Source organism: Streptomyces rubradiris, assembly GCF_016860525.1.
GTDB classification, from domain to species: Bacteria; Actinomycetota; Actinomycetes; order Streptomycetales; family Streptomycetaceae; genus Streptomyces; species Streptomyces rubradiris.
In genome coordinates, this window is the sequence record NZ_BNEA01000015.1 from 325,504 (window position 1) to 343,713 (window position 18,210).

Genomic DNA, 18,210 nt, shown 5'->3' on the forward strand with positions numbered 1-18,210 from the left:
TTCGGCCAAGCCGGGTCAGAGGAGGCGGTGGATGTCGCCGCGGACTCGGTAGAAGCCGCCCGACGCGGGGTGGAGGGCGTCGACGACGTAGCGGGCGCCGGGTTCGCGTATCGCGCGGGGGAACTGGACGTTCCAGGAGGGGTCGTAGCCTTCGGAGACGACGTGCACCCGGACCCGGCCGGCCTCCTGGACGCATTCGACCACGATCGCTCCGGCGGGTGCCCGGTCGACCGTGGAGACCGCGGTCACGGCCGTGGCCGGGGCGTACGTCGGCGTGGCGGCGGCGAGCTTGACGTCCCGCACCACCGGGACCGTGCCCTGCTGGGCCGCGGCGATCGCCGCCTCGCTCGCGTCGACGCAGACCAGGGAGCCGTCGGTGGTGACCAGGTACAGCCGCTCGTCGCGGTACTGCATCGACAGCGCCGAGCCGCCGCCCGTGCCCAGCTTCCACAGCCGCCGGCCGTGCTGGTCGAAGCAGTAGACGGAGGAGGCCGCGTCACCGGCGAAGACGAACCGCCCGCCGGGCGAGGTGGCGCACGAGTACACCGCGCTGTCGCAGACGTACGTCGCCTCGATCGCGCCGGTGGCCTTCGACAGCCGCTGGACCACCCGGTGCGCGGTGCCCGCGTACACCGCCTCCCGCTCCTGCCAGCCGAACAGGACGCCGCCGTTGGTGGGGGTGTGCCACAGCTCGCCGCCGCCGTCCGGCGCGTAGGCGGTGACGCCGCCCTGGTGGCCGTGGTAGACGGCCCGGTCGTCGGCGCGCACCATCCAGGCGTGCTCGCCCCGGCTGCGGCGCGACCACTGGTGTTCGTCCTCGTGGTCGATGACGGTCAGCCTGCCGTCGCGGTCCGAGACGTCCAGGACGCCCTCGTGGATGTCCAGCCAGAAGATGTCGACGTCGGCGGCGATGCCGTAGGCGGCGAAGGGCAGTTTGGAGGACAGGTCGTACACCGTGCCGTCGTCGCAGCCGGCGTAGATCCAGAAGTCGTCGGCGACCAGGCACTTCACGCCGTCCGGCAGGCTGAAGCGGGCCAGCACGGCGCCCTCGTGGTCCAGGGTGTAGACGTCACCGGCCTGGTTGCCCACCCAGCAGCGCTCGTCGTCGACGTGGATGCCGAACGCGGCCGAGCCGGTGCGGAACCGCCACAGCACCGGTGCCACGGCCCGCGCCGTGGAGGGTGCCGAACTGACCTGACGGCGGGTCACCGCACGTGGTGCGCGCTGCCCTTGGACGGCCGGCGCGTACCCCTTGCGGATCTTCTCGCCGGCCTTCTTCGCGGCGGCGGCCCGCGCCTTCTCCTCGGTCGGGAACGTCGTCGTCTGCGTCTGCCCGGCGGCGCCGATCCTGCCGTAGCGCACCGTCACCACCCGGCCGTCGACGGTCACCTCGTAGAACTTGTGGGCGCCGCCGCCCTCCTGCGACAGCTCCAGGTACGTCGTCGACACCGCGGACCCCGTAGACATGGCAGACCCCTCCCCAAGACGGACCCGCGGCCGTTCCGGCGGGCCCCCGACTGCTGTTCACCGTAGGGGCACCCACTGACAACGGCCCCGGCCCGGGGCGTGGGCCGCCCGGCCGCCGGCCGTCCTACCGGTCGCGGACCGGCGGCAACTCCTCCATGCCGCCGAGGAGTTGGCGCAGGCACCGGAGTGCGAGCGCGGCCGGTGAGCCCTCGCCCGTGACGCCCGCCTCCGTGGCGGCCCAGGTCTCCAGCGCGATACGGATCGCGTCCGTGGCCGCCGCCGCGACCAGGCGCACCCGCAAGTGCTCCAGGCGTCCGTCCGCCAGCCGGGCGACGACCGGGACGAGGCGTTCCTCCGACTCCTGGTTCACCCTGTACCACACCGCGCGCAGCGCGGGATCGTCCGCGGCGGCCCGCAGCAGTCCCCGGGTCCGCTCCAGCGCCGCGGCGGCCTCCTCACCGGGTGCCGCCAGCGACTCCTCGACCGCCGTCTCCAGCGCCCGGAGCAGACCGGCGCCGGGCTCGGCCGCCTCCAGCAGCGCCCGCCACCGGTCGGCCCCGGCCGCGAGCAGGGGGCTCACCGCGTCCTGCTTGGAGCGGAAGTAGCGGTAGAAGGTGCGCAGCGCGACGCCGGCGTGCCGGGCGATCTCCTCGGCGGTGGTCGCGTGCGGCCCCCGCGCGGCGAACAGCTCCGCCGCCGCGTGAGCGATGTCCAGCTGGGTCGCGGCCTTGCGGCGGTCGGTGAGGGAGGTGGGCGGCTTGGTGCTCATCCCAGAAGAGTAGGTCCCCAGACCCCGTGGTGGCATGCAATGCCGCGATGGCAAAACGTGCCACCTAGGCGTAACGTGAAGACCATCGGGGCGTCGGACGGCAGGAGAACCGGCGTCGCACAGGGCCCGCCGCACCCCGGCGGGCCGGGCAGGAGAACACATGAACCGCTACGAAGGCCGCCGCGTGCTGATCACCGGGGGCGGCTCCGGCATCGGCCAGGCCACCGTGCTGCGCGTCCTCGCCGAGGGCGGCAGCGTGGTGGCCGCGGACGTGAGCGAGCGGGGTCTTCGGGACACCGCGGAGAAGGCGGCCGGGCACGCGGACCGGCTCACCACCCTCGTCATCGACGTCGCCGACGAGGCCTCCGTACGCGCCGGGGTCGCCGCCGCGACGGCCACGCTCGGCGGGCTGGACGTGCTGGTCAACGCCGCCGGCATCCTGCGCTCCTCGCACTCGCACCAGACGAGCTTTGAGGAGTTCACCCGCGTCCTCCAGGTGAACCTCGTCGGCACGTTCCTCGTGATCCGCGAGGCGATCCCGGCCCTGCTGGCGGGCCGGGACGCGGCGGTCGTCAACTTCAGCTCCACCTCGGCCGCCTTCGCGCACCCCTATATGGCGGCGTACGCGGCGAGCAAGGGCGGCATCCAGTCGATGACGCACGCGCTCGCCTCCGAGTACGCGAGCCGGGGCATCCGCTTCACCGCCGTGCAGCCCGGTTCCATCTCCAGCGGGATGACCGACGGCAGCGGCGCCAGCGGGCAGAGCAACGGGCCCGGACTGCCCGCCGACGCCGACATGAGCCTGTTCGCCAAGCTCTCCCCGGCGCTCGGCCAGGGGTTCGCCGGCCCGGAGACGGTGGCCTCCGTCGTGGCGATGCTCGGTTCGCGGGACGGCGCGTTCATCACCGGGACCGAGATCCGCGTCGACGGCGGCACGCATTTCTGACCGCCGTTTCCCGACCGCCGTTTCCCGACCGCCGTTTTCTGACCCCGTACGGACCTGTCCCTCCGCACGCCCGGGACGCCCCGGGCCCGGAGGGGCCGGCCGGAGCGGGAGGGGACGCCCCGGGCCGGGAGGGGTCGCCGCGGGCCGGGAGGGGCCGGCCGGCCCTGGTGTGCCCGCCCGGGGCACACCCCGGGTCAGGCGAGGGCGACCAGGTCTCGGTAGTCCTCGCTCCACAGGTCCTCGTCCGCGTCCGGCAGCAGCAGGACCCGGTCGGGGCGCAGGGCGTCGATGGCGCCCTCGTCGTGGGTGACCATCACGATCGCGCCGGGATACGAGCCGACCGCGGCCAGCACCTCGGCGCGGGAGGCCGGATCGAGGTGGTTGGTCGGCTCGTCCAGCAGCAGCACGTTCGCCCCGGAGTGGACCAGGCCGGCCAGCGCCAGCCGGGTCCTCTCGCCGCCCGACAGCACACCGGCGGGCTTGTCGGCGTCGTCCCCGGTGAACAGGAAGGCGCCCAGGACGCGCCGGGCCTCACCGGGGGTCAGGTGGGGCGCGGCCAGGGCCAGGTTCTCCAGGACCGTGCGCCCAGGGTGGAGCGTGTCGTGCTCCTGGGCGAAGTAGCCCAGCCGCAGCCCGTGCCCGTGCACCACCCGCCCGGCGTCGGGGCGCTCGGCGCCGGCCAGGATCCGCAGCAGGGTGGTCTTGCCGGCGCCGTTCAGGCCGAGCACCACCAGCCGGCCGCCCCGGTCCACGGCGAGGTCCACCCCGGCGAGGACGCGGTGGCCGCCGTAGGACTTGGCGAGGCTGACGGCGCCGAGCGGCGTCCGCCCGCAGGGGGCCGGTTCGGGCAGCCGGATCCGCGCGGTCTTCTCGGCGCGCCGCCGCGGCTCCAGCCCGGCCAGCATCCGGTCCGCGCGCCGGGCCATGCTCCGGGCCATCGTGGCGGTGGCGGAGCGGGCCTTCATCCGGTCGGCCTGCGCGTGCAGCGCGGCGGCCTTGCGTTCGGCACTCGCCCGCTCCCGGGTGCGGCGCCGCTCGTCCGCCTCGCGCCGGGTGAGGTACGTCCGCCAGCCCGTGTTGTGGATGTCGATCGTCGCCCGGGCCGGGTCCAGGTGGAAGACGCGGTTGACGACGTCGGCGAGCAGGGCCGTGTCGTGGCTGATCACCACCAGGCCGCCCCGGTGGGCCTGGAGGAAGGCGCGCAGCCAGGCGAGCGAGTCGGCGTCGAGGTGGTTGGTCGGCTCGTCCAGCAGCAGGGTGCGGTCGGTCCCGGCGAACAGGATGCGGGCGAGTTCCGCGCGGCGCTTCTGCCCGCCGGACAGGGTGCCGACCGGCCGGTCCAGCACGCGTTCGGGCAGGCCGAGTCCGGCCGCTATCCGGGCCGCCTCGGCCTCGGCGGCGTAGCCCCCGCCGGCCTGGAAGGCGGCCTCGGCGCGGGCGTAGGCGCGCATCGCCCGGTCCAGTTCCGGCGCGCCGGTGGCGGCGGCCAGCGCCGCCTCGGCCGCGCGCAGGGCGCGCAGGGCGGTGTCGAGGCCGCGGGCGGACAGGATGCGGTCGGTGACGGTCACGGCCGGGTCGGCGGCGCGCGAGTCCTGCGCGAGGAAGCCGACCGGTCCGGTGCGGACGATGTCGCCGGCGGTCGGCACGGACTGTCCGGCCAGGGCGGTCATCAAGGTGGTCTTGCCGGCGCCGTTGCGGCCGACGAGGCCGATCCGGTCGCCGGGCGAGACGGTGAAGGAGACGCCGGTCAGCAGGAGGCGGGCACCGGCGCGCAGCTCGACATCACGAGCGGTGATCATGGGGTAACGCTCCGAAAAAGCGAGAGGACACACTTCTGGCGTGGAAGCGGGTCCTCGGCTAAGAAATTCGGGGCGTAGGCATGCGGTCACGGTAGCGCGGGCGCCCGCGTCGGCGCACATCGTTTTCTGGCGAGCGCCGCTTTTCCGTGAGCTCTGCCGCGTCCGTGCGCTTCTTCAGCGAGCGGTGTCGGCGGGGCGGGCGGCGGCCCGGCGACCGACGGGGCGGGGAACGGCCCGAGCGCAATGGATTTACCGTTCCCCGCCCCTGCCGGGCGGCCCGCCGCCGCCTGGGCGGCCGAGACGGCGTGCCGGTCCGTGGGGGACGGCCGGCGGACGCACCCGCACCGCCGGTCCTGGTCCGACTCTCCGCCCCCGGTGGCGCCTGTGCCACCGGGCGGGAGCCGGCCGGGTGAGGCCCTCGGGCGGCCCCCACGGACGCCGGCGGCCGGAGAACAGAGGACGGAGAACGGAAGACTGAGGACGGAGGCCGGAGGACGTCGGGATGGCCGGATGAGGGGCTTCCCCGGTCGCCCCCTCCTCACCCCCTCCCGCCCCGCGGCCTGCGGGAACTCCCGTGAACCTCCGGGAAGTTCCTATGGGAGGCTGGGCCCGGCCGTCGCGGACCGAGGCCGGGCCGGCCGCCGAGAGGAGCACAGCGTGACAGAGAACGGCTACGAGGCCGTCACCATCGACACCAGCAAGCCGCACCCCGCGCGGATCTACGACTATCTGCTGGGCGGCAAGGACAACTACGAGGTGGACCAGCGGGCGGGCGACGCGCTGGCCGCCACGGCCCCCGAGGCACGCATCGGCGTCCGGGCGAACCGCGCCTTCCTGGAGCGTGCCGTCCGGTACGTGGTGGGCAGCGGGATCCGGCAGATCCTGGACATCGGCACCGGGCTGCCCACGTCGCCGAACGTGCACGAGGTCGCCCAGACGGTGGCGCCCGACGTCCGCGTGGCCTACGTCGACAACGACCCGATCGTCGCCGCGCACGGCAACGCCCTGCTCAGCCGGTCCGGTACGACCCGTATCGTCCTCGGCGACCTGCGTGACCCGCGCGCCGTGCTGGACCACCCCGAGGTCCGCCAGATCATCGACTTCGATCAGCCGGTGGCCCTGCTCCTCGTCGCCATCCTGCACTTCCTGGCCGACACGGACCGGCCCGCCGAGGTCGTCGCCACGCTGCGTGACGCGCTGCCGGCCGGGAGCTTCCTGGTGCTGTCGCACGCCACGGGCGACTTCGCCGACCGCACCGACGCCCAGGCCGTCTACACCAATGCCACCGCGTCCCTGAACCTGCGCGGCCGGGCCGAGGTGGAGCGGTTCTTCGACGGTTTCGAACTGGTGGAACCGGGCCTGGCCCAGGTCCCGTTCTGGCGTCCGGACGCCCCGCCGCCGCCCCGGTCCGAGGAGATAGGTTTCTACGGCGGCGTGGCCCGCAAGAAGTCCTGACCGGCCGGCGCCCTCACTCCCCCTTCCGCTTCCGCTGCCGGCGGCACCTGGCCGCCGGCAGCCCGGACCCGCACCGCGGTCCGGCCACCGGTCCCCCCGGCCCGCATGGTGCCCGGGGCCCCGGTGCGACGCTGGAGGAGAAGGTGTCCGACGAGGGGGACCGTCGGCACGAGGCGCTGCGCGGGATGACCGAGGTCTTCATCGACTACATGCACCTCAACGCCCCGGTGCGCACCTGGCCGGTGGACTGAGCACGGCCGCCCCGGACGCGCGGGAGGGTGACCGCCTACCAGGTCGTGACCGCGGAGTGCCGGTGGGCCGTCGCGGGCCGCTTGCTGGAGCAACAGGGCTGCCGTGGTTTGCTGTTGGCCCGAGTCCAGGCCGAAGGAGCAACACACATGACCAACGCCCCTGTCCCCTTCCAGGTGTACGAGGCGGGGACGTACCTGCACGGGACGAAGGCGGACCTCGCTCCGGGGGATGTGCTGACCCCCGGTCACGCGTCCAACTTCGAGGAAGGGCGCACCTCCCGCCACGTCTACGTTTCCGAGACGCTGGACGCCGCCGTCTGGGGCGCCGAGCTGGCGGCCGGCGACGGGCCGGGCCGGATCTACGTGGTGGAGCCGACCGGTGCTCTGGAGGACGACCCCAACGTCACCGACAAGAGGTTCCCGGGCAATCCCACCCGCTCCTATCGCACCCGCGAGCCCGTGCGCGTCGTCTCGGAGCTCGAGGACTGGGTCGGGCACTCCCCCGAGCAGATCGAGGCCATGCTGGAGACGCTGGCCGACCTTCGCCGCCGCGGCAACGCCACGATCCTGGACTGACGAGTCGGGCCGGGACCGCCGCGGCCTTCGCTCAGCGGTGACCCAGGGACGTCAGGCCGATGCGCGACGCGGGCGGTCCAGGGCGGTCCCGGCGCGCTCCGGGACGTCCGGAAGGTGGTCCTTCGCCCACTGGGCCAGCTCGCGGAGGGCGGGTTCGAGGGCGGCGCCGGCCTCGGTCAGCCGGTAGGAGACGCGCAGCGGGGGGCCCTCGTCGACCTCGCGCAGGACGAGGCCGGCGGCGCCGAGTTCGGCGAGCCGGTCGGAGAGCATGCGTTCGCTGATGCCGGGGACGGCCCGCCGCAGGTCGGCGAAGTAGGCGGGCTGTCCCACCAGGACGGCCACGATCGGCCCGCTCCAGCGCTTGCCGAGGAGCTGGAAGACGCGGGTGATGCCCTGGTCCACCCGCTTGCAGGCCGCGCTGTCGTGGTTGTCGTCCATGGGGTCAGCGTACTACCCCGCCGTAGGGTGCTGAAGAAACGTAAGTACGTATGGTAAAAGTAGTACCGCACGAAACATCAGCCCACGCTCCCGACGTCCGGCTGTTCCCGCCGCTTTTTGGAGACATTCATGGCCACCCTGCTCCACATAGATTCGTCCGTGTTCCCGGCCGAGGCGTCGGCCTCCCGTGCCGTGACGGAGGCTTTCCGCAAGCACTGGCAGGAGGAGCACCCGCAGGGCACGGTCGTCTACCGCGACCTGGCGGCGCGGCCCGTTCCGCACATCACCGCCGACACCCACCTCGCCGGCTTCACCGACCCGGCCACCCACACCCCCGAGCAGGCCGCCGCGTTCGCCGAGCGCGTCAAGCTGATCGAGGAGCTGGAGCAGGCCGACGCGGTGCTGATCGGTGCGCCGATGTACAACTACACGATCCCCTCCACCCTCAAGGCGTGGCTGGACAACGTGATCCTGATGGGCCGCACCGCGGGCGAGACCCAGTCCGCCAAGGGCACCCCGGTGATCGTCGTCGCGAGCCGCGGCGGCTCCTACGCGCCGGGCACCCCGCGCGAGGGCTTCGAGTACGTGCAGAACTACCTCGGCGCCGCGCTCGGCAGCGGCCTCGGCCTGGACGTGGACTTCATCGTCCCGGAGCTGACCCTGGCGACCGTGGACCCGGCGATGGCCGAACTGGTCCCGCTGTACGAGGCATCCCGTGACCGTGCCCTGGAGGACGCCGCCACCAAGGCGCGGGACCTGGCCAAGCGCCTCGCCGCCTGAGTACCGCACCCGCCGGCACGTGACCCCGGGCCGCCCACGAGGCGGTCAGGGGTCATGTGCGCCGGGCGGCACAGCCACCGGACCGCGTCCGGCCCGGACCCTCGCCCGGGACCACCGGTCCGGGCGCCCGGGATGCCCCGGAACCGTGGCCTGCAGGGACCGCCGACAAGGAAAAGAGCACGTATGACAACCGAGTTCACATCTTGTCCGGCGCGGACGCTGCGCGCCGCCTACGAGGCCGCCTCGGCGGTCGTCGCCGGCCTCGGTGACGAGGAGTCGTGGCAGCCGACCGGGTGCACGGGCTGGGCGGTCCGCGACCTGGTGTTCCACTGTGCGGGGGACGCCCAGCGCGCCTTGGTGGCCCTGCACACACCCACGGAGGAACCCGCCGACCGGGACTGGGTGACGTACTGGCGCGGCTGGCTGCCGGACACCGCCGGGGCGGCGAACGGCCGGCGCTGGGCGCGGGTGAACGGCAGCATGTTCCTGGACTTCGGTCAGCTCAAGGGCCTGTACCTGGAGACGCTGGCGGCGGTCGTGCACGCGGCCGGGGAGGCCGACCCCGCGCGCCGGGTGGTCACGCAGGGGCACGTGCTGACGGCCGGCGACCTGATCACCACGCTCGCGGTGGAGGCGACCGTCCACCATCTCGACCTGACCGTGGCGCTGCCGCACGCGCCGGGGCCCTCCCCCGAGGGGCTGGCCGCGGTGCGCGCCACCCTCGACGGGCTGCTCGGCCGGCCCGGCCTGCCGCAGTGGAGCGACGCCCATTACGCGCGCGTGGGCACCGGCCGCGCCGCGCTCACCGACGCCGAGCGCGCCGCGCTGGGTCCGGCGGCCGGCCGCTTCCCGCTGTTTGGCTGAGCCCCGCCGCCGGGGCGTGGGGCACGCCCGGCCCGCAGGGCGTGCCCGCGCCGCCTTCCGTAGGCTGAAGGCGTCCGATTCCGGGAGGTCTGCCGCAGGCGGGAGAGAGCCGTGATCGAACTCGCCGCGGTGTTCGCCGTCGCGGGAGCGGCGAGCAACGCCGTGGGCACCGCGTTCCAGCGCAAGGCGGCCTCGGCCAGTACCCACGGCGGGCTGCGGCTGCTCGCGGAGCTGGTGCACCAACCCATCTGGATGATCGGCATGGCCGGCGTGGTCTGCGCCGCGCTGTTCCAGAGCCTCGCCCTGGTCAACGGCCCGCTGGCGCTGGTGCAGCCGCTGTTCATCCTGGAACTGCCCTTCGCGCTGCTCATCGCCGCCCCGCTGATGCACCGGCGGCTGCCGCGCTCGGGCTGGTGGGGGGTCGGCGGCTGTGTCGCGGGCCTCGCCGTCCTGCTGCTCGCCGCGGCCCCGCACGGGGCGACCGACCAGGCGCCGCTCGCCCGGTGGCTGCCGGCCCTGCTCCTGTGCGCCGGCGTGATGGCCGCGCTGATGGGACTGGCCGGCCGGGGCCGGCCGCCGGCCCGGCGCGCCGCGCTGCTGGCGGCCGCCTCCGCGACGGGCAACGCCCTGACCGCCGCCCTGCTGAAGTCGGCGAGCGGCACCTTCGCCGACCACGGCCTCACGGCGTTCCTGCGATCCTGGCAGACGTACGGCTTCGCGCTCGCCGGTGTCGCCGCCGTGCTGCTGCTGGAGAACGCGTTGCAGGCCGGTCCGCTGGCCGCGGCGCAGCCCGCACTGACCATCGGCGACGCGGTGGTGAGCCTGGCCCTCGGCATCACCCTCTTCGGCGAACGCGTGCGCACGGGGTGGTGGCTGGTGCCCGAGCTGTGCGGGGCGCTGCTGATCGTCGTGGGCGTGCTGGTGCTAAGCCGGGCCGTGCAGCGCATCGAGGAGGTCCCGGCCCGCACCGCCGGGCGGAACGCGGCCTCGTAGGGCCGGGAGCGGACGCTCGGCGCGGCCGGCTGGATCGGGCTCGGCTGGTCCTCAGGGAGCCGCGACCAGCGGGGGCGCGCCCCAGTCGAAGCGCAGGGCGCCCTCCAGGGCCCGCACCGCGTCCGGTCCGATGCGCTCCACCAGCACCGACTCGACCACCCCGATCGTGGCCTGCGCGCGCTCGTGCACGCGCAGGCCCTCGGCGGTCATCCGGATCAGCCGCCGCCGGGCGGAGCCGGGGTCGGGTACCTGCTCCAGCAGGCCCATGCCGATGAGTCCGTGCACCGCCTGATGGGCCGTCTGCCGGGCGACGCCCATTCGGCGGGCGAGTTCGGAGACGGTGGTGCCCTCGGCGTCGAGCATCGCGAAGACGGACGCCTGCGCGGTGGTCACCGGCTGCTCGCCGGCCGCCTCCATGCTGGCGAACAGGGCGTCCTCGAACCAGCGGCGGGCCTCGGACAGGAGCTGGGGCAGGTTGGCGGCGCGATGACTCATGGCTCCTCGGATGATCGGATACCCAGCGGATTATCCTCCTATCCTTCGGTTTCCCGGGCGCAGTGCCGGGTGACGAACCCGGCCGTGCGCGCGAAGACCCGCTCGACCTCCTCCTCCGCGAGCCCCAGCCACAAGTGGTTCGCGCCGGGCACCCGTACCTGCTCGACCGGCACCCCCGCCGCCCGCAGCGCCGTCGCGAGGCGGTCGCTCTGCGCGCAGGGCACGAGCTCGTCCCCGGTGCCGTGCAGCAGCAGGAACGGCGGCGCCGCCGGCGTCACCCGCAGGGCGGGGCTGGCGTCCCGGGCCGGGCCCGGGGCGGCGGCCGGGGCCGCCCCGAGCAGCAGTGCCTCGCGCGAGGTGGGGTCCCGCGGGTCGAAGCGGCCCGGCGGGTGGTCCTCGGCGAGGCGGGTGAGGTCGGTGGGTGCGTACCAGGTGACGCAGCCGCGCACGGTCACCGCCGGCCCGCCGGTGCCGGCCACCGCGACGGTGAGCGCGGTCAGCGCGGCCAGGTGACCGCCCGCGGACTCGCCCCACAGGACCACCCGGTCCGGGTCCAGGCCCAGCTCGTCGGCCCGGTCGCGCAGCCAGACCAGCAGCGCGCGCAGGTCGTCGAGCTGGGCCGGGTGCCGGGCCTCGCCGCTGAGCCGGTAGTCGGGGCAGACCACGGCCACGCCGGCCCCGGCCAGCCGGGCGAACGGTCCCGGCCGCCAGTGCCGGAACCGCGGCCCAAGGTCGTCGCGCAGTCCCGTGCGCCAGCCGCCGCCGTGCACGAAGACGACCACGGGCAGCGGGCCGTCCGCCGGTTCGGGCAGCCACAGGTCGGTCTCCAGCGGCCTGCTGCCGTCGGGCACGGCGTAGACGGCGCCGCGCAGCAGCCGTACGCCGGGCGCGGGCCGGGCGGGCGGCGGCAGGGGCAGCCGGGCGGGGTCCGGGGGCGCCGGCGGCTGCGCGGGGAGGGACGGGGCGTCCTGGGACACGGCTTCTTCCTGCATGGGGTCCTCGGATGGCATGGGTTTCCTCAGTGGGCGAGGCGGGGGAACAGGGTCCGGGCGTCGGCGGCGGCCGGGGAGCGCCGGTCGGTGCCCGGCACCGGGGCGGGCGCGGTGCCGAACAACGCGGCGTGCGACCGGGCCGCCTCGGCCGGCGCCCCAGCGCGCGGGCCGCGGCCGGGTCGCCGAAGTGCGTGCCCGGGGACGACACCGACGGTACGGCGGTGTCGATGCCGGCGCGGTCCGTCGGCTCCAGGCGCTCGGGCCGGCCACCGCGGTCAGCCGGGCAGGCCGTCGGGCCGTTCGTGGCCGGCCGCCCCGGACCGGCGGACGGCGGGCGTAGGAGTCGGTGACGAAGTGGGCATGGACGTCGACGAATCCGGGACGGTAAACGGGCGCGGTCACCGGCGTACTCCTCGCACGGCGCCGCGGCCACCGGGGCGCCGTCCGCGCGGCGCCGCGGTCACCGGGACGCCGTGCGCGCGGCGCCGCGGTCACCGGCGCGCCGTCCGCGCGGCGTCACGGTCGTCAGCTTCCGGTGCGCCACTGGTGGTCGGGGCGGAACCGGACGTCGTACTGCTCGGGCACGGTCCGGAACTTCTCCGGCTCGGGCACGAACGGCCGGGCCGGCAGGCCCAGTTCCTCGGCCGGGGTGCCGAGGGACTCGAAGAACCGCTCGAAGGTACCGCCCGGTCCGGCGGCCACGCCGACGACCTGCGAGTGGTGGCGTTCCATACGGTAGGCGTGCACGCAGTTCTTCGGCACGAAGCCGAAGTCCCCGGGCGTGAGCAGCTTCTCGTACTGCTCGCCCTCGAGGTCCTCGACGAACAGCCGGACCGCGCCCTGGGTGATGTAGAAGACCTCGTAGGTGTCCGCGTGTGAGTGGGCGGGGATCACCTCGCCCTTGGGGCCCTCGCAGGTGAAGAAGTTGAAGGTGTTCTCGGTCTGCTCGCCGCCCGCGTAGATCGTGATCAGGTCGCCGAACAGGTGTGCCCGGTCGCCCAGGCCCTTCTCGATGAAGTAGGGCTTGCCCGGCTCCGGGGGGATGAGGGAGCGGGACCGGTAGCGGGTGGCGTATTCGATGGTCATGCGAAGCCTCCGGCTCGTGCGCTTTTCATGTCAGGTTACCTGACATAGTGGCTGTGGCCAACGGCCCGGGGCTCGGTTCCGGTGCGCTGGGCCTCGGCTCCGGGTGCGCTCCGCTTCGCTTTCCGGCGCGGCGGCCGTCAGCGCGGCCGGGTCAGCCGTACCTCCTCCACACCCAGCAACCCGAGCAGCGGGACCCGGCCGACCCGCTGGCCGGGGTCGACCACCAGTCCGGAGCCGCGGACCAGGTCCAGCAGCAGCTCGGCCAGGGGCATGACCATGTGGCGGCCCCAGCAGCGCTCCGAGACATGGCCGAAGGGCAGGTAGCCAGGGGTGGCGTCGGGGTCCAGGCGGTCCCAGCGCTCGGGGCGGAAGGTGTCGGGGTCGTCCCAGAGGGCGGGGTCGCGGTGGGAGAGCAGCGGCAGCAGCAGGACATCGTCCCGCTCGCCTATCCGGGCGTCGATGGCCGGGTATTCGGGGGAGGCGTTGCGCAGGATGTTCCACGAGGGCGGCAGCAGCCGCAGGGACTCCAGGATGATGTTCCGGTTGGACGTGCCGTCACCGAACGGGGCGCCGAGCCAGAGGGCGTTGGCCACGAGGGTGGAGACGGTGAAGCACACGGGGGCCGCGGCCCTGCGGTACATCCCCATGGCGTAGCGCCGTTCCTGGTAACCGCGGGCCCGCGCGGCGCGGTTCGCGAGGCCGGTGAGCCGGGTGTGCGGCCGGGGCCAGCCGGGCAGGGCGGCGCCGACGGTGATCACCGACCAGGTGAGTTTCGGGGTGAGTTCGAGGGTGCGGCTCATCAACATACGCAGCCGGCGCGGGTCCTGGCCGAGGACGAGGTCGCGCAGGAAGTTGTGCCCGGTCAGCGGCCAGGGGCCGGCGAGGTCCACGTCCTTCGGCAGGGGCCTGGCCAGGGCCTCGCGCACGTCGTCGGCGATGGTGCGGGTGACGCTGGAGGCCTCGGAGCGGCTGATGGAACGGCCGTGCAGGGGCTTGAAGGTGGGCCGCTCGGTCTCGGTCGCCCGGCGCGCGGCCAGGATCCGGCCGGCGATCTCGTGCCCCGCGACCCCGACGGTGTCCGGTTCGAGCCGGAAGACGTCCCGGCCCAGGTGGTCATCGATGAGGGCGGCGAGCCGCGGGGCGAACACCGTGGTGCGCGCCCGCGCGGGGGGTGACGGCGGCATGGCTGCTCCGATACGGGACGGCGGCGAGGAGAAGCGGGGAGGCGGCGCTGCCCGGCCGGACCGCGCGGCGGTGCGACCGGGCAGCGACGTCATCGCGTGCGCGCGAACGGGATCAGTACCAGATGTACCAGGCGTTGGCCTTGAGGCTCTTGCCGGCGGCGACCCGGTTGCGGATGGCGAAAAGAAGCTTCATCACTGCACCTCCCCTCGGGGACGGACGAGTGACACGCGGCGACCCCGGGCAAGCCGGTGAAGATCACGTGTCGGCGACTCCCGGAACCTTCCCGAGATCGTTCACGGGGTAATCACCAGGGAGGGCAAAACCCCGGCCAAGAGGCCGCTTTCGGACGTTCGTCGATCACCGGCGCTCCGCCTTCCCCCGTCGCGCCGCCGCCCGGCGTCCGTGCCCCGTCCTCGTCCAGCGCACTGGTGGGCGACCGTGCGCGTGCCCGGATGCCGGACAGCCGGTCACCGGAAGCGGACACCGGGCGTGGCCCGGACCGGCCGGCCCGGCGTCCGGAGGTTGGCCGGTTTCCTACGCACGGGGGGCGCTACGTGGCCCTGGTGGGCTGAGTCGCGGGGGCCGGGCGGGGTCTTCGGCGGTCCCGGCCCGGCCGCTGCGCCGTGCTCAACTCCCGCCCGGGCGACGGGCGTCGACCTCGATCTCTATCTTCATACGGGGGTCGGCGAGGCCGCACTCCAGCATGGTGGCGGCCGGCCGGACGTCCCCGAAGCGGCGGCGCAGCACCGGCCAGCAGGGCTCGAAGTCGGCGCGGTCCGGGAGCATGTAGCGCACCCGGACCACGTCGGCGAAGCCGCACCCCGCCTCGGCCAGCGCGGCGCCGATGTTGCGCAGACACTGCTCGGCCTGCTCCACGACATCGTCGGAGATCGTCATGGTGGTGTAGTCGAACCCGGTGGTGCCGGAGACATGGACCCGGTCCCCGTCGACCACGGCGCGGGCGTAACCGATCTGCTCCTCGAAGGTGGATCCGCTGAGGATCGCACGTCGTTGCGTCATGCGCGGAAGGCTAGGTGATCACTCCGGCCGGGCCCAACCGCCGTCTCACGAGGTGGGCCGGGGGCAGCCGACGTCCGTCGCGGGCAGGCGGCCGGTGGCGAGGTAGGCGTTGACCGTGGCGTCGACGCACGGGCTGCCGTAGACGCCGTAGACCGCGTGCTGGTCGGCGTCGCGCAGGGTGACCAGTCGGGAACCGGGCCAGTTCTGGCGCACCGCCCGGGCGCCGGGGTAGGTGGTGCGGGGGTCGCCGGTGGCGTTGACGAGCAGGGCGGGCAGGTCGGCGCGGATGGAGGTGGGGCGCTCGCGCGGCGGGTCCCAGAACGCGCAGGCGTTGATGTTGCGGGTGACCGGTGCGAAGAGCCGGTTCGCGGTCCCGGCGCGGCGCAGGTCGCGCCAGTACGTCTCCGGGTCGCGGGGCGCGGGCACGTCCCCGCACAGGATGGACGCCTGCGCGCTGCCGTAGGCGGACCCGTGCCCGGTCAGCGCGAACTCCAGCGTCGAGGCCAGCCACGGGGACGGGGTGACGGTCCGGCCCTCGGCGGCGCGCCGCAGGTCCCGCACGCCCGCGGCGAAGTCGCCGTAGGCCGTGGCGTTGTCCTGCGAGAGGCCGTTGAAGACGATGACGGGCAGGTCGTGGTCGTCCACCCGGTAGCCGCCTACGCGCAAGGGGGTGCGGGCGGCGGCCGACCGGGTCGCTTCCACGGTCGCCAGCACGGCGGCGCGGGTGCGTCCCAGTCCGTAGGCCGCGTGGTGGGCGGCGGCCCAGTCGGCCCAGCCGCGCAGGGCGTGCCGGTTGGCGTCCTCGACGTCGCGCAGCAGCCGGGGGCCGTAGCGGGCGGGGTCGATCACGCCGTCCAGGACGACCCGGTCGGTGCGCCCGGGGAACATCGTGGCGTAGACCTGGCCGAGGTAACTGCCGTAGGAGTAGCCCAGGTAGGAGATCCGCCGCTCGCCCAGCGCGGCCCGGATCACGTCCATGTCGCGCGCGGTGTTCCGGGTGCTGGAGTACGGCAGGAGGTCACCGGCGTGGGTGCGGCAGCGGCGGGCCAGGTCGGCGGCGAAGCGGACTTCGCGCTCGAAGCCGGCGCGGTCGGTGCCGGCGCCGCGGATCATGCTGCCGGTGGGCCAGTGGCAGTCCAGCGGGGTGCTGCGGCCGACGAAGCGGGGGTCGACGCCCACCACGTCGTAGCGGGCGGCGACTTGACGCATCGCGCGGCGCACGAAGGGTGGGTCGCCGAGGGTCGGGCCGCCGGGGCCGCCGCTGTTGAGCAGCAGGGCGCCGACGCGGTGGGCGGTGTCGGTGCCCCGGATGCGGGAGATGGCGACGGTGAGGGTACGGCCGTCGGGGCGGTCGTAGTCCAACGGGACGGTGACGTCGGCGCATTGGGCGCCGGCCTGTTCGAGTTCCCTGCCGGTGGCGTCGTCGGGGCCGAGCAGGCAGCTCTTCCAGTGCAGGTGCTGGTGGTGGTAGCGGGCGAGGGGGTCGGCGGCGGGGCGGGCCGGGACGGCGGAGGCGGAGGCGGTGCCCAGGGACAGCGCGCCCGCCAGGGCCAGGGCGGCGGCGGCCGCGGCCCGCGCGGCGCGGTGGCGTGGGCGGCTGCGGCCCGGGGAGGTGGTGCCGGTCATGCCGGGGTCCTTTCGGTGGGCGTGCCCTCGCAGAGGGCCTTGTCGACGATGTCGAGGAAGTCCAGTTCGGCCCGGAGCGTGGCGGGCACCTCGTTCAGGGCGACGGCGACGGTGCGGCCGTTCGGCCCCACGGCGACCAGTGCCCGGTGGCCACCGGGCACGGTGCCGGCGTGGCCCCACCAGGTGGAGCCGCAGGTCAGCGGTGAGGAGATCAGGCCGAGCCCGTAGCGGGCGCCGGGCCACAGCCGGTCGGGGTCTGCGGCCACCGTGCGCCGCATCTCGGCGAGCTGGGGCGCGGGCAGCAGCCGGCCGGTGAAGAGCGCGGTGGCGAACCGGGTCAGGTCGGCCGGGGTGGAGACCAGGGCGCCGCCGACCCCGCCGAAGGTCGTGTTCCAGGCGGTGCCGTCCACGCGGCGGCCGTCGGCCGCGGTGAGGTAGCTGTGCGAGTGCGGGCCCCGGATGCGGGTGTCGTCGCCGGGCCAGTAGGTGTCGCGCAGGCCCAGCGGCGCGATGATCCGGCGGGTGATCTCCGTCTCCGGGCTGTGGCCGGTGACCTCGCGGATGATCAGCCCGGCGACGAGGTAGTTGGTGGTCGCGTAGTGCCAGGGCCGGTCCGGGGGCGGCAGCCGCAGGGCGCGCGAGATCAGCTCGCGCGGCTCGAAGTGGCGGTGGCGCATCCGCTCGGGGTGCTGCCACTCGGGTGCGTCGAGGTAGTCGGGCAGCCCGCTGGTGTGCCGCAGCAACTGGCGTACGGTGATCCGGCGGCCGTCGTAGTCGCCCGCGCGGATCAGGCCGGGCAGGTAGCGCTCGACGGGTGCGTCCAGGGAAAGCCGTCTCTCGGCGGCGAGTCGCAGCACGGCGGTCGCGGTGAAGGTCTTGGTGACGCTGCCGGCGCGGAGCCGGTCGGTGGTGTTCATGGGGCGGCCGGTGCGCAGGTCGGCCGTGCCGTCGGTCACCGTCCAGCGGGCGCAGGGCGCGGCCGGGCCGGGGTCGGTGACCAGGACGGCGGCGCCGGCGATCCGGTCGTGCGTCACCAGGTGGCGGACGGACCGGCTCAGCTCCGGGTGCGGGCCGCACTCGCGGGGCGCGTCCCGGGCCGGGTGGGCCACGGCGGCGGGGGCGGCGGTCAGCAGACAGGTCACGGCCAGGGCCACGAGGCCGGTGCGCCGGCGAACCACGCGGCGCGGTAAGGAAATCGCCATGTGACAGCACGCTAGGCAAGGCCCGCCGCGTCCTCATTCCGGCAGGCAGGCGGATTCGCCGGGGGGCCGCCCCCCGTACGGGACCGGAGGACAACCCCCGGTCCGTCCGGGTTGTGCCGGGCGTACCGGGGTGCACGCCGGGCCTCGGACAGCAATGCGAAGGGTGAACCGTGACCGTTGCCCCGCCTTCCGTGGCGGGCGGCTGGCAGTCTGCGGGGGACGATCCGGCCCGCGGTCCGACGGGGCCGGGCAGCGGCACGGACCCG

The 18,210-nt window shown here is 74.7% G+C and carries 18 protein-coding genes; 6 read left to right on the top strand and 12 right to left on the bottom strand.

The annotated features are described in order from the left end of the window. Positions 1-15: 15 nt before the first annotated feature. On the bottom strand, positions 16-1,467 hold the full coding sequence (locus Srubr_RS14895) for a WGR domain-containing protein (RefSeq protein ID WP_189999086.1): 1,452 nt from the start codon (positions 1,465-1,467) through the stop codon (positions 16-18). Positions 1,468-1,591: 124 nt separating this feature from the next. After that, entirely contained in the window at positions 1,592-2,236 is a 645-nt protein-coding gene (locus Srubr_RS14900) for a TetR/AcrR family transcriptional regulator (protein WP_189999088.1), read from the bottom strand. 160 nt (positions 2,237-2,396) lie between these two features. Between Srubr_RS14900 and Srubr_RS14905 the strand changes: the two genes are divergently transcribed. Continuing rightward, entirely contained in the window at positions 2,397-3,182 is a 786-nt protein-coding gene (locus Srubr_RS14905; protein ID WP_189999090.1) for an SDR family NAD(P)-dependent oxidoreductase, read from the top strand. Between the two features lie 194 nt (positions 3,183-3,376). Here Srubr_RS14905 and Srubr_RS14910 read toward each other — a convergent pair whose 3' ends face one another. Next, entirely contained in the window at positions 3,377-4,981 is a 1,605-nt protein-coding gene (locus Srubr_RS14910) for an ABC-F family ATP-binding cassette domain-containing protein (protein WP_189999092.1), read from the bottom strand. Between the two features lie 657 nt (positions 4,982-5,638). Here Srubr_RS14910 and Srubr_RS14915 point away from each other — a divergent pair. Next, positions 5,639-6,436 carry an SAM-dependent methyltransferase gene (locus tag Srubr_RS14915; protein WP_189999093.1) on the top strand — a complete coding sequence of 266 codons (798 nt, stop codon included), beginning with the start codon at positions 5,639-5,641 and terminating at the stop codon, positions 6,434-6,436. A 398-nt stretch (positions 6,437-6,834) separates the two neighbouring features. Beyond that, complete coding sequence (gene arr / locus Srubr_RS14920) at positions 6,835-7,263, top strand: NAD(+)--rifampin ADP-ribosyltransferase (protein ID WP_189999095.1); 429 nt, start codon at positions 6,835-6,837, stop codon at positions 7,261-7,263. A gap of 51 nt (positions 7,264-7,314) precedes the next feature. Here arr and Srubr_RS14925 read toward each other — a convergent pair whose 3' ends face one another. Beyond that, the gene (locus Srubr_RS14925; RefSeq protein ID WP_189999097.1) at positions 7,315-7,701 is read right to left on the bottom strand and encodes a winged helix-turn-helix transcriptional regulator; all 387 of its coding nucleotides are present in this window, start codon (positions 7,699-7,701) and stop codon (positions 7,315-7,317) included. 129 nt (positions 7,702-7,830) lie between these two features. On the opposite strand from Srubr_RS14925, the gene Srubr_RS14930 reads away from it, so the two are divergent. The 3 genes from Srubr_RS14930 (at position 7,831) to Srubr_RS14940 (ending at position 10,338) form a co-directional block, all read left to right on the top strand. Next, positions 7,831-8,481 (top strand): FMN-dependent NADH-azoreductase, encoded by a 651-nt coding sequence (locus Srubr_RS14930; RefSeq protein WP_189999098.1) that lies wholly within the window; start codon positions 7,831-7,833, stop codon positions 8,479-8,481. Between the two features lie 183 nt (positions 8,482-8,664). Next, positions 8,665-9,345: a maleylpyruvate isomerase N-terminal domain-containing protein gene (locus Srubr_RS14935; protein WP_189999100.1), complete on the top strand. Its 681-nt coding sequence runs from the start codon at positions 8,665-8,667 to the stop codon at positions 9,343-9,345. 111 nt (positions 9,346-9,456) lie between these two features. Continuing rightward, on the top strand, positions 9,457-10,338 hold the full coding sequence (locus tag Srubr_RS14940) for a DMT family transporter (protein ID WP_189999102.1): 882 nt from the start codon (positions 9,457-9,459) through the stop codon (positions 10,336-10,338). A 51-nt stretch (positions 10,339-10,389) separates the two neighbouring features. Here Srubr_RS14940 and Srubr_RS14945 read toward each other — a convergent pair whose 3' ends face one another. From Srubr_RS14945 to Srubr_RS14975, 8 genes are all read right to left on the bottom strand, one after another. Then, complete coding sequence (locus Srubr_RS14945; protein WP_189999104.1) at positions 10,390-10,833, bottom strand: MarR family winged helix-turn-helix transcriptional regulator; 444 nt, start codon at positions 10,831-10,833, stop codon at positions 10,390-10,392. Positions 10,834-10,871: 38 nt separating this feature from the next. After that, positions 10,872-11,843, bottom strand: a complete 972-nt coding sequence (locus Srubr_RS14950; protein WP_229926964.1) for an alpha/beta hydrolase — start codon at positions 11,841-11,843, stop codon at positions 10,872-10,874. A gap of 507 nt (positions 11,844-12,350) precedes the next feature. Next, positions 12,351-12,911: a quercetin 2,3-dioxygenase gene (locus Srubr_RS14955; protein ID WP_189999106.1), complete on the bottom strand. Its 561-nt coding sequence runs from the start codon at positions 12,909-12,911 to the stop codon at positions 12,351-12,353. Between the two features lie 137 nt (positions 12,912-13,048). Further along, entirely contained in the window at positions 13,049-14,095 is a 1,047-nt protein-coding gene (locus Srubr_RS14960) for a cytochrome P450 (protein ID WP_189999108.1), read from the bottom strand. A gap of 112 nt (positions 14,096-14,207) precedes the next feature. Next, entirely contained in the window at positions 14,208-14,288 is an 81-nt protein-coding gene (locus tag Srubr_RS42005; RefSeq protein ID WP_351330066.1) for a tryptorubin family RiPP precursor, read from the bottom strand. 435 nt (positions 14,289-14,723) lie between these two features. Next, a complete protein-coding gene (locus tag Srubr_RS14965) occupies positions 14,724-15,116 on the bottom strand; it encodes a RidA family protein (protein WP_189999110.1) in 393 nt (130 codons plus the stop codon). A gap of 45 nt (positions 15,117-15,161) precedes the next feature. Beyond that, on the bottom strand, positions 15,162-16,742 hold the full coding sequence (locus Srubr_RS14970) for an alpha/beta fold hydrolase (protein ID WP_189999112.1): 1,581 nt from the start codon (positions 16,740-16,742) through the stop codon (positions 15,162-15,164). Then, positions 16,739-17,944, bottom strand: a complete 1,206-nt coding sequence (locus Srubr_RS14975) for a serine hydrolase domain-containing protein (protein WP_189999114.1) — start codon at positions 17,942-17,944, stop codon at positions 16,739-16,741. The genes Srubr_RS14970 and Srubr_RS14975 overlap by 4 nt, the downstream gene beginning before the upstream one ends. Positions 17,945-18,210: the final 266 nt, after the last annotated feature.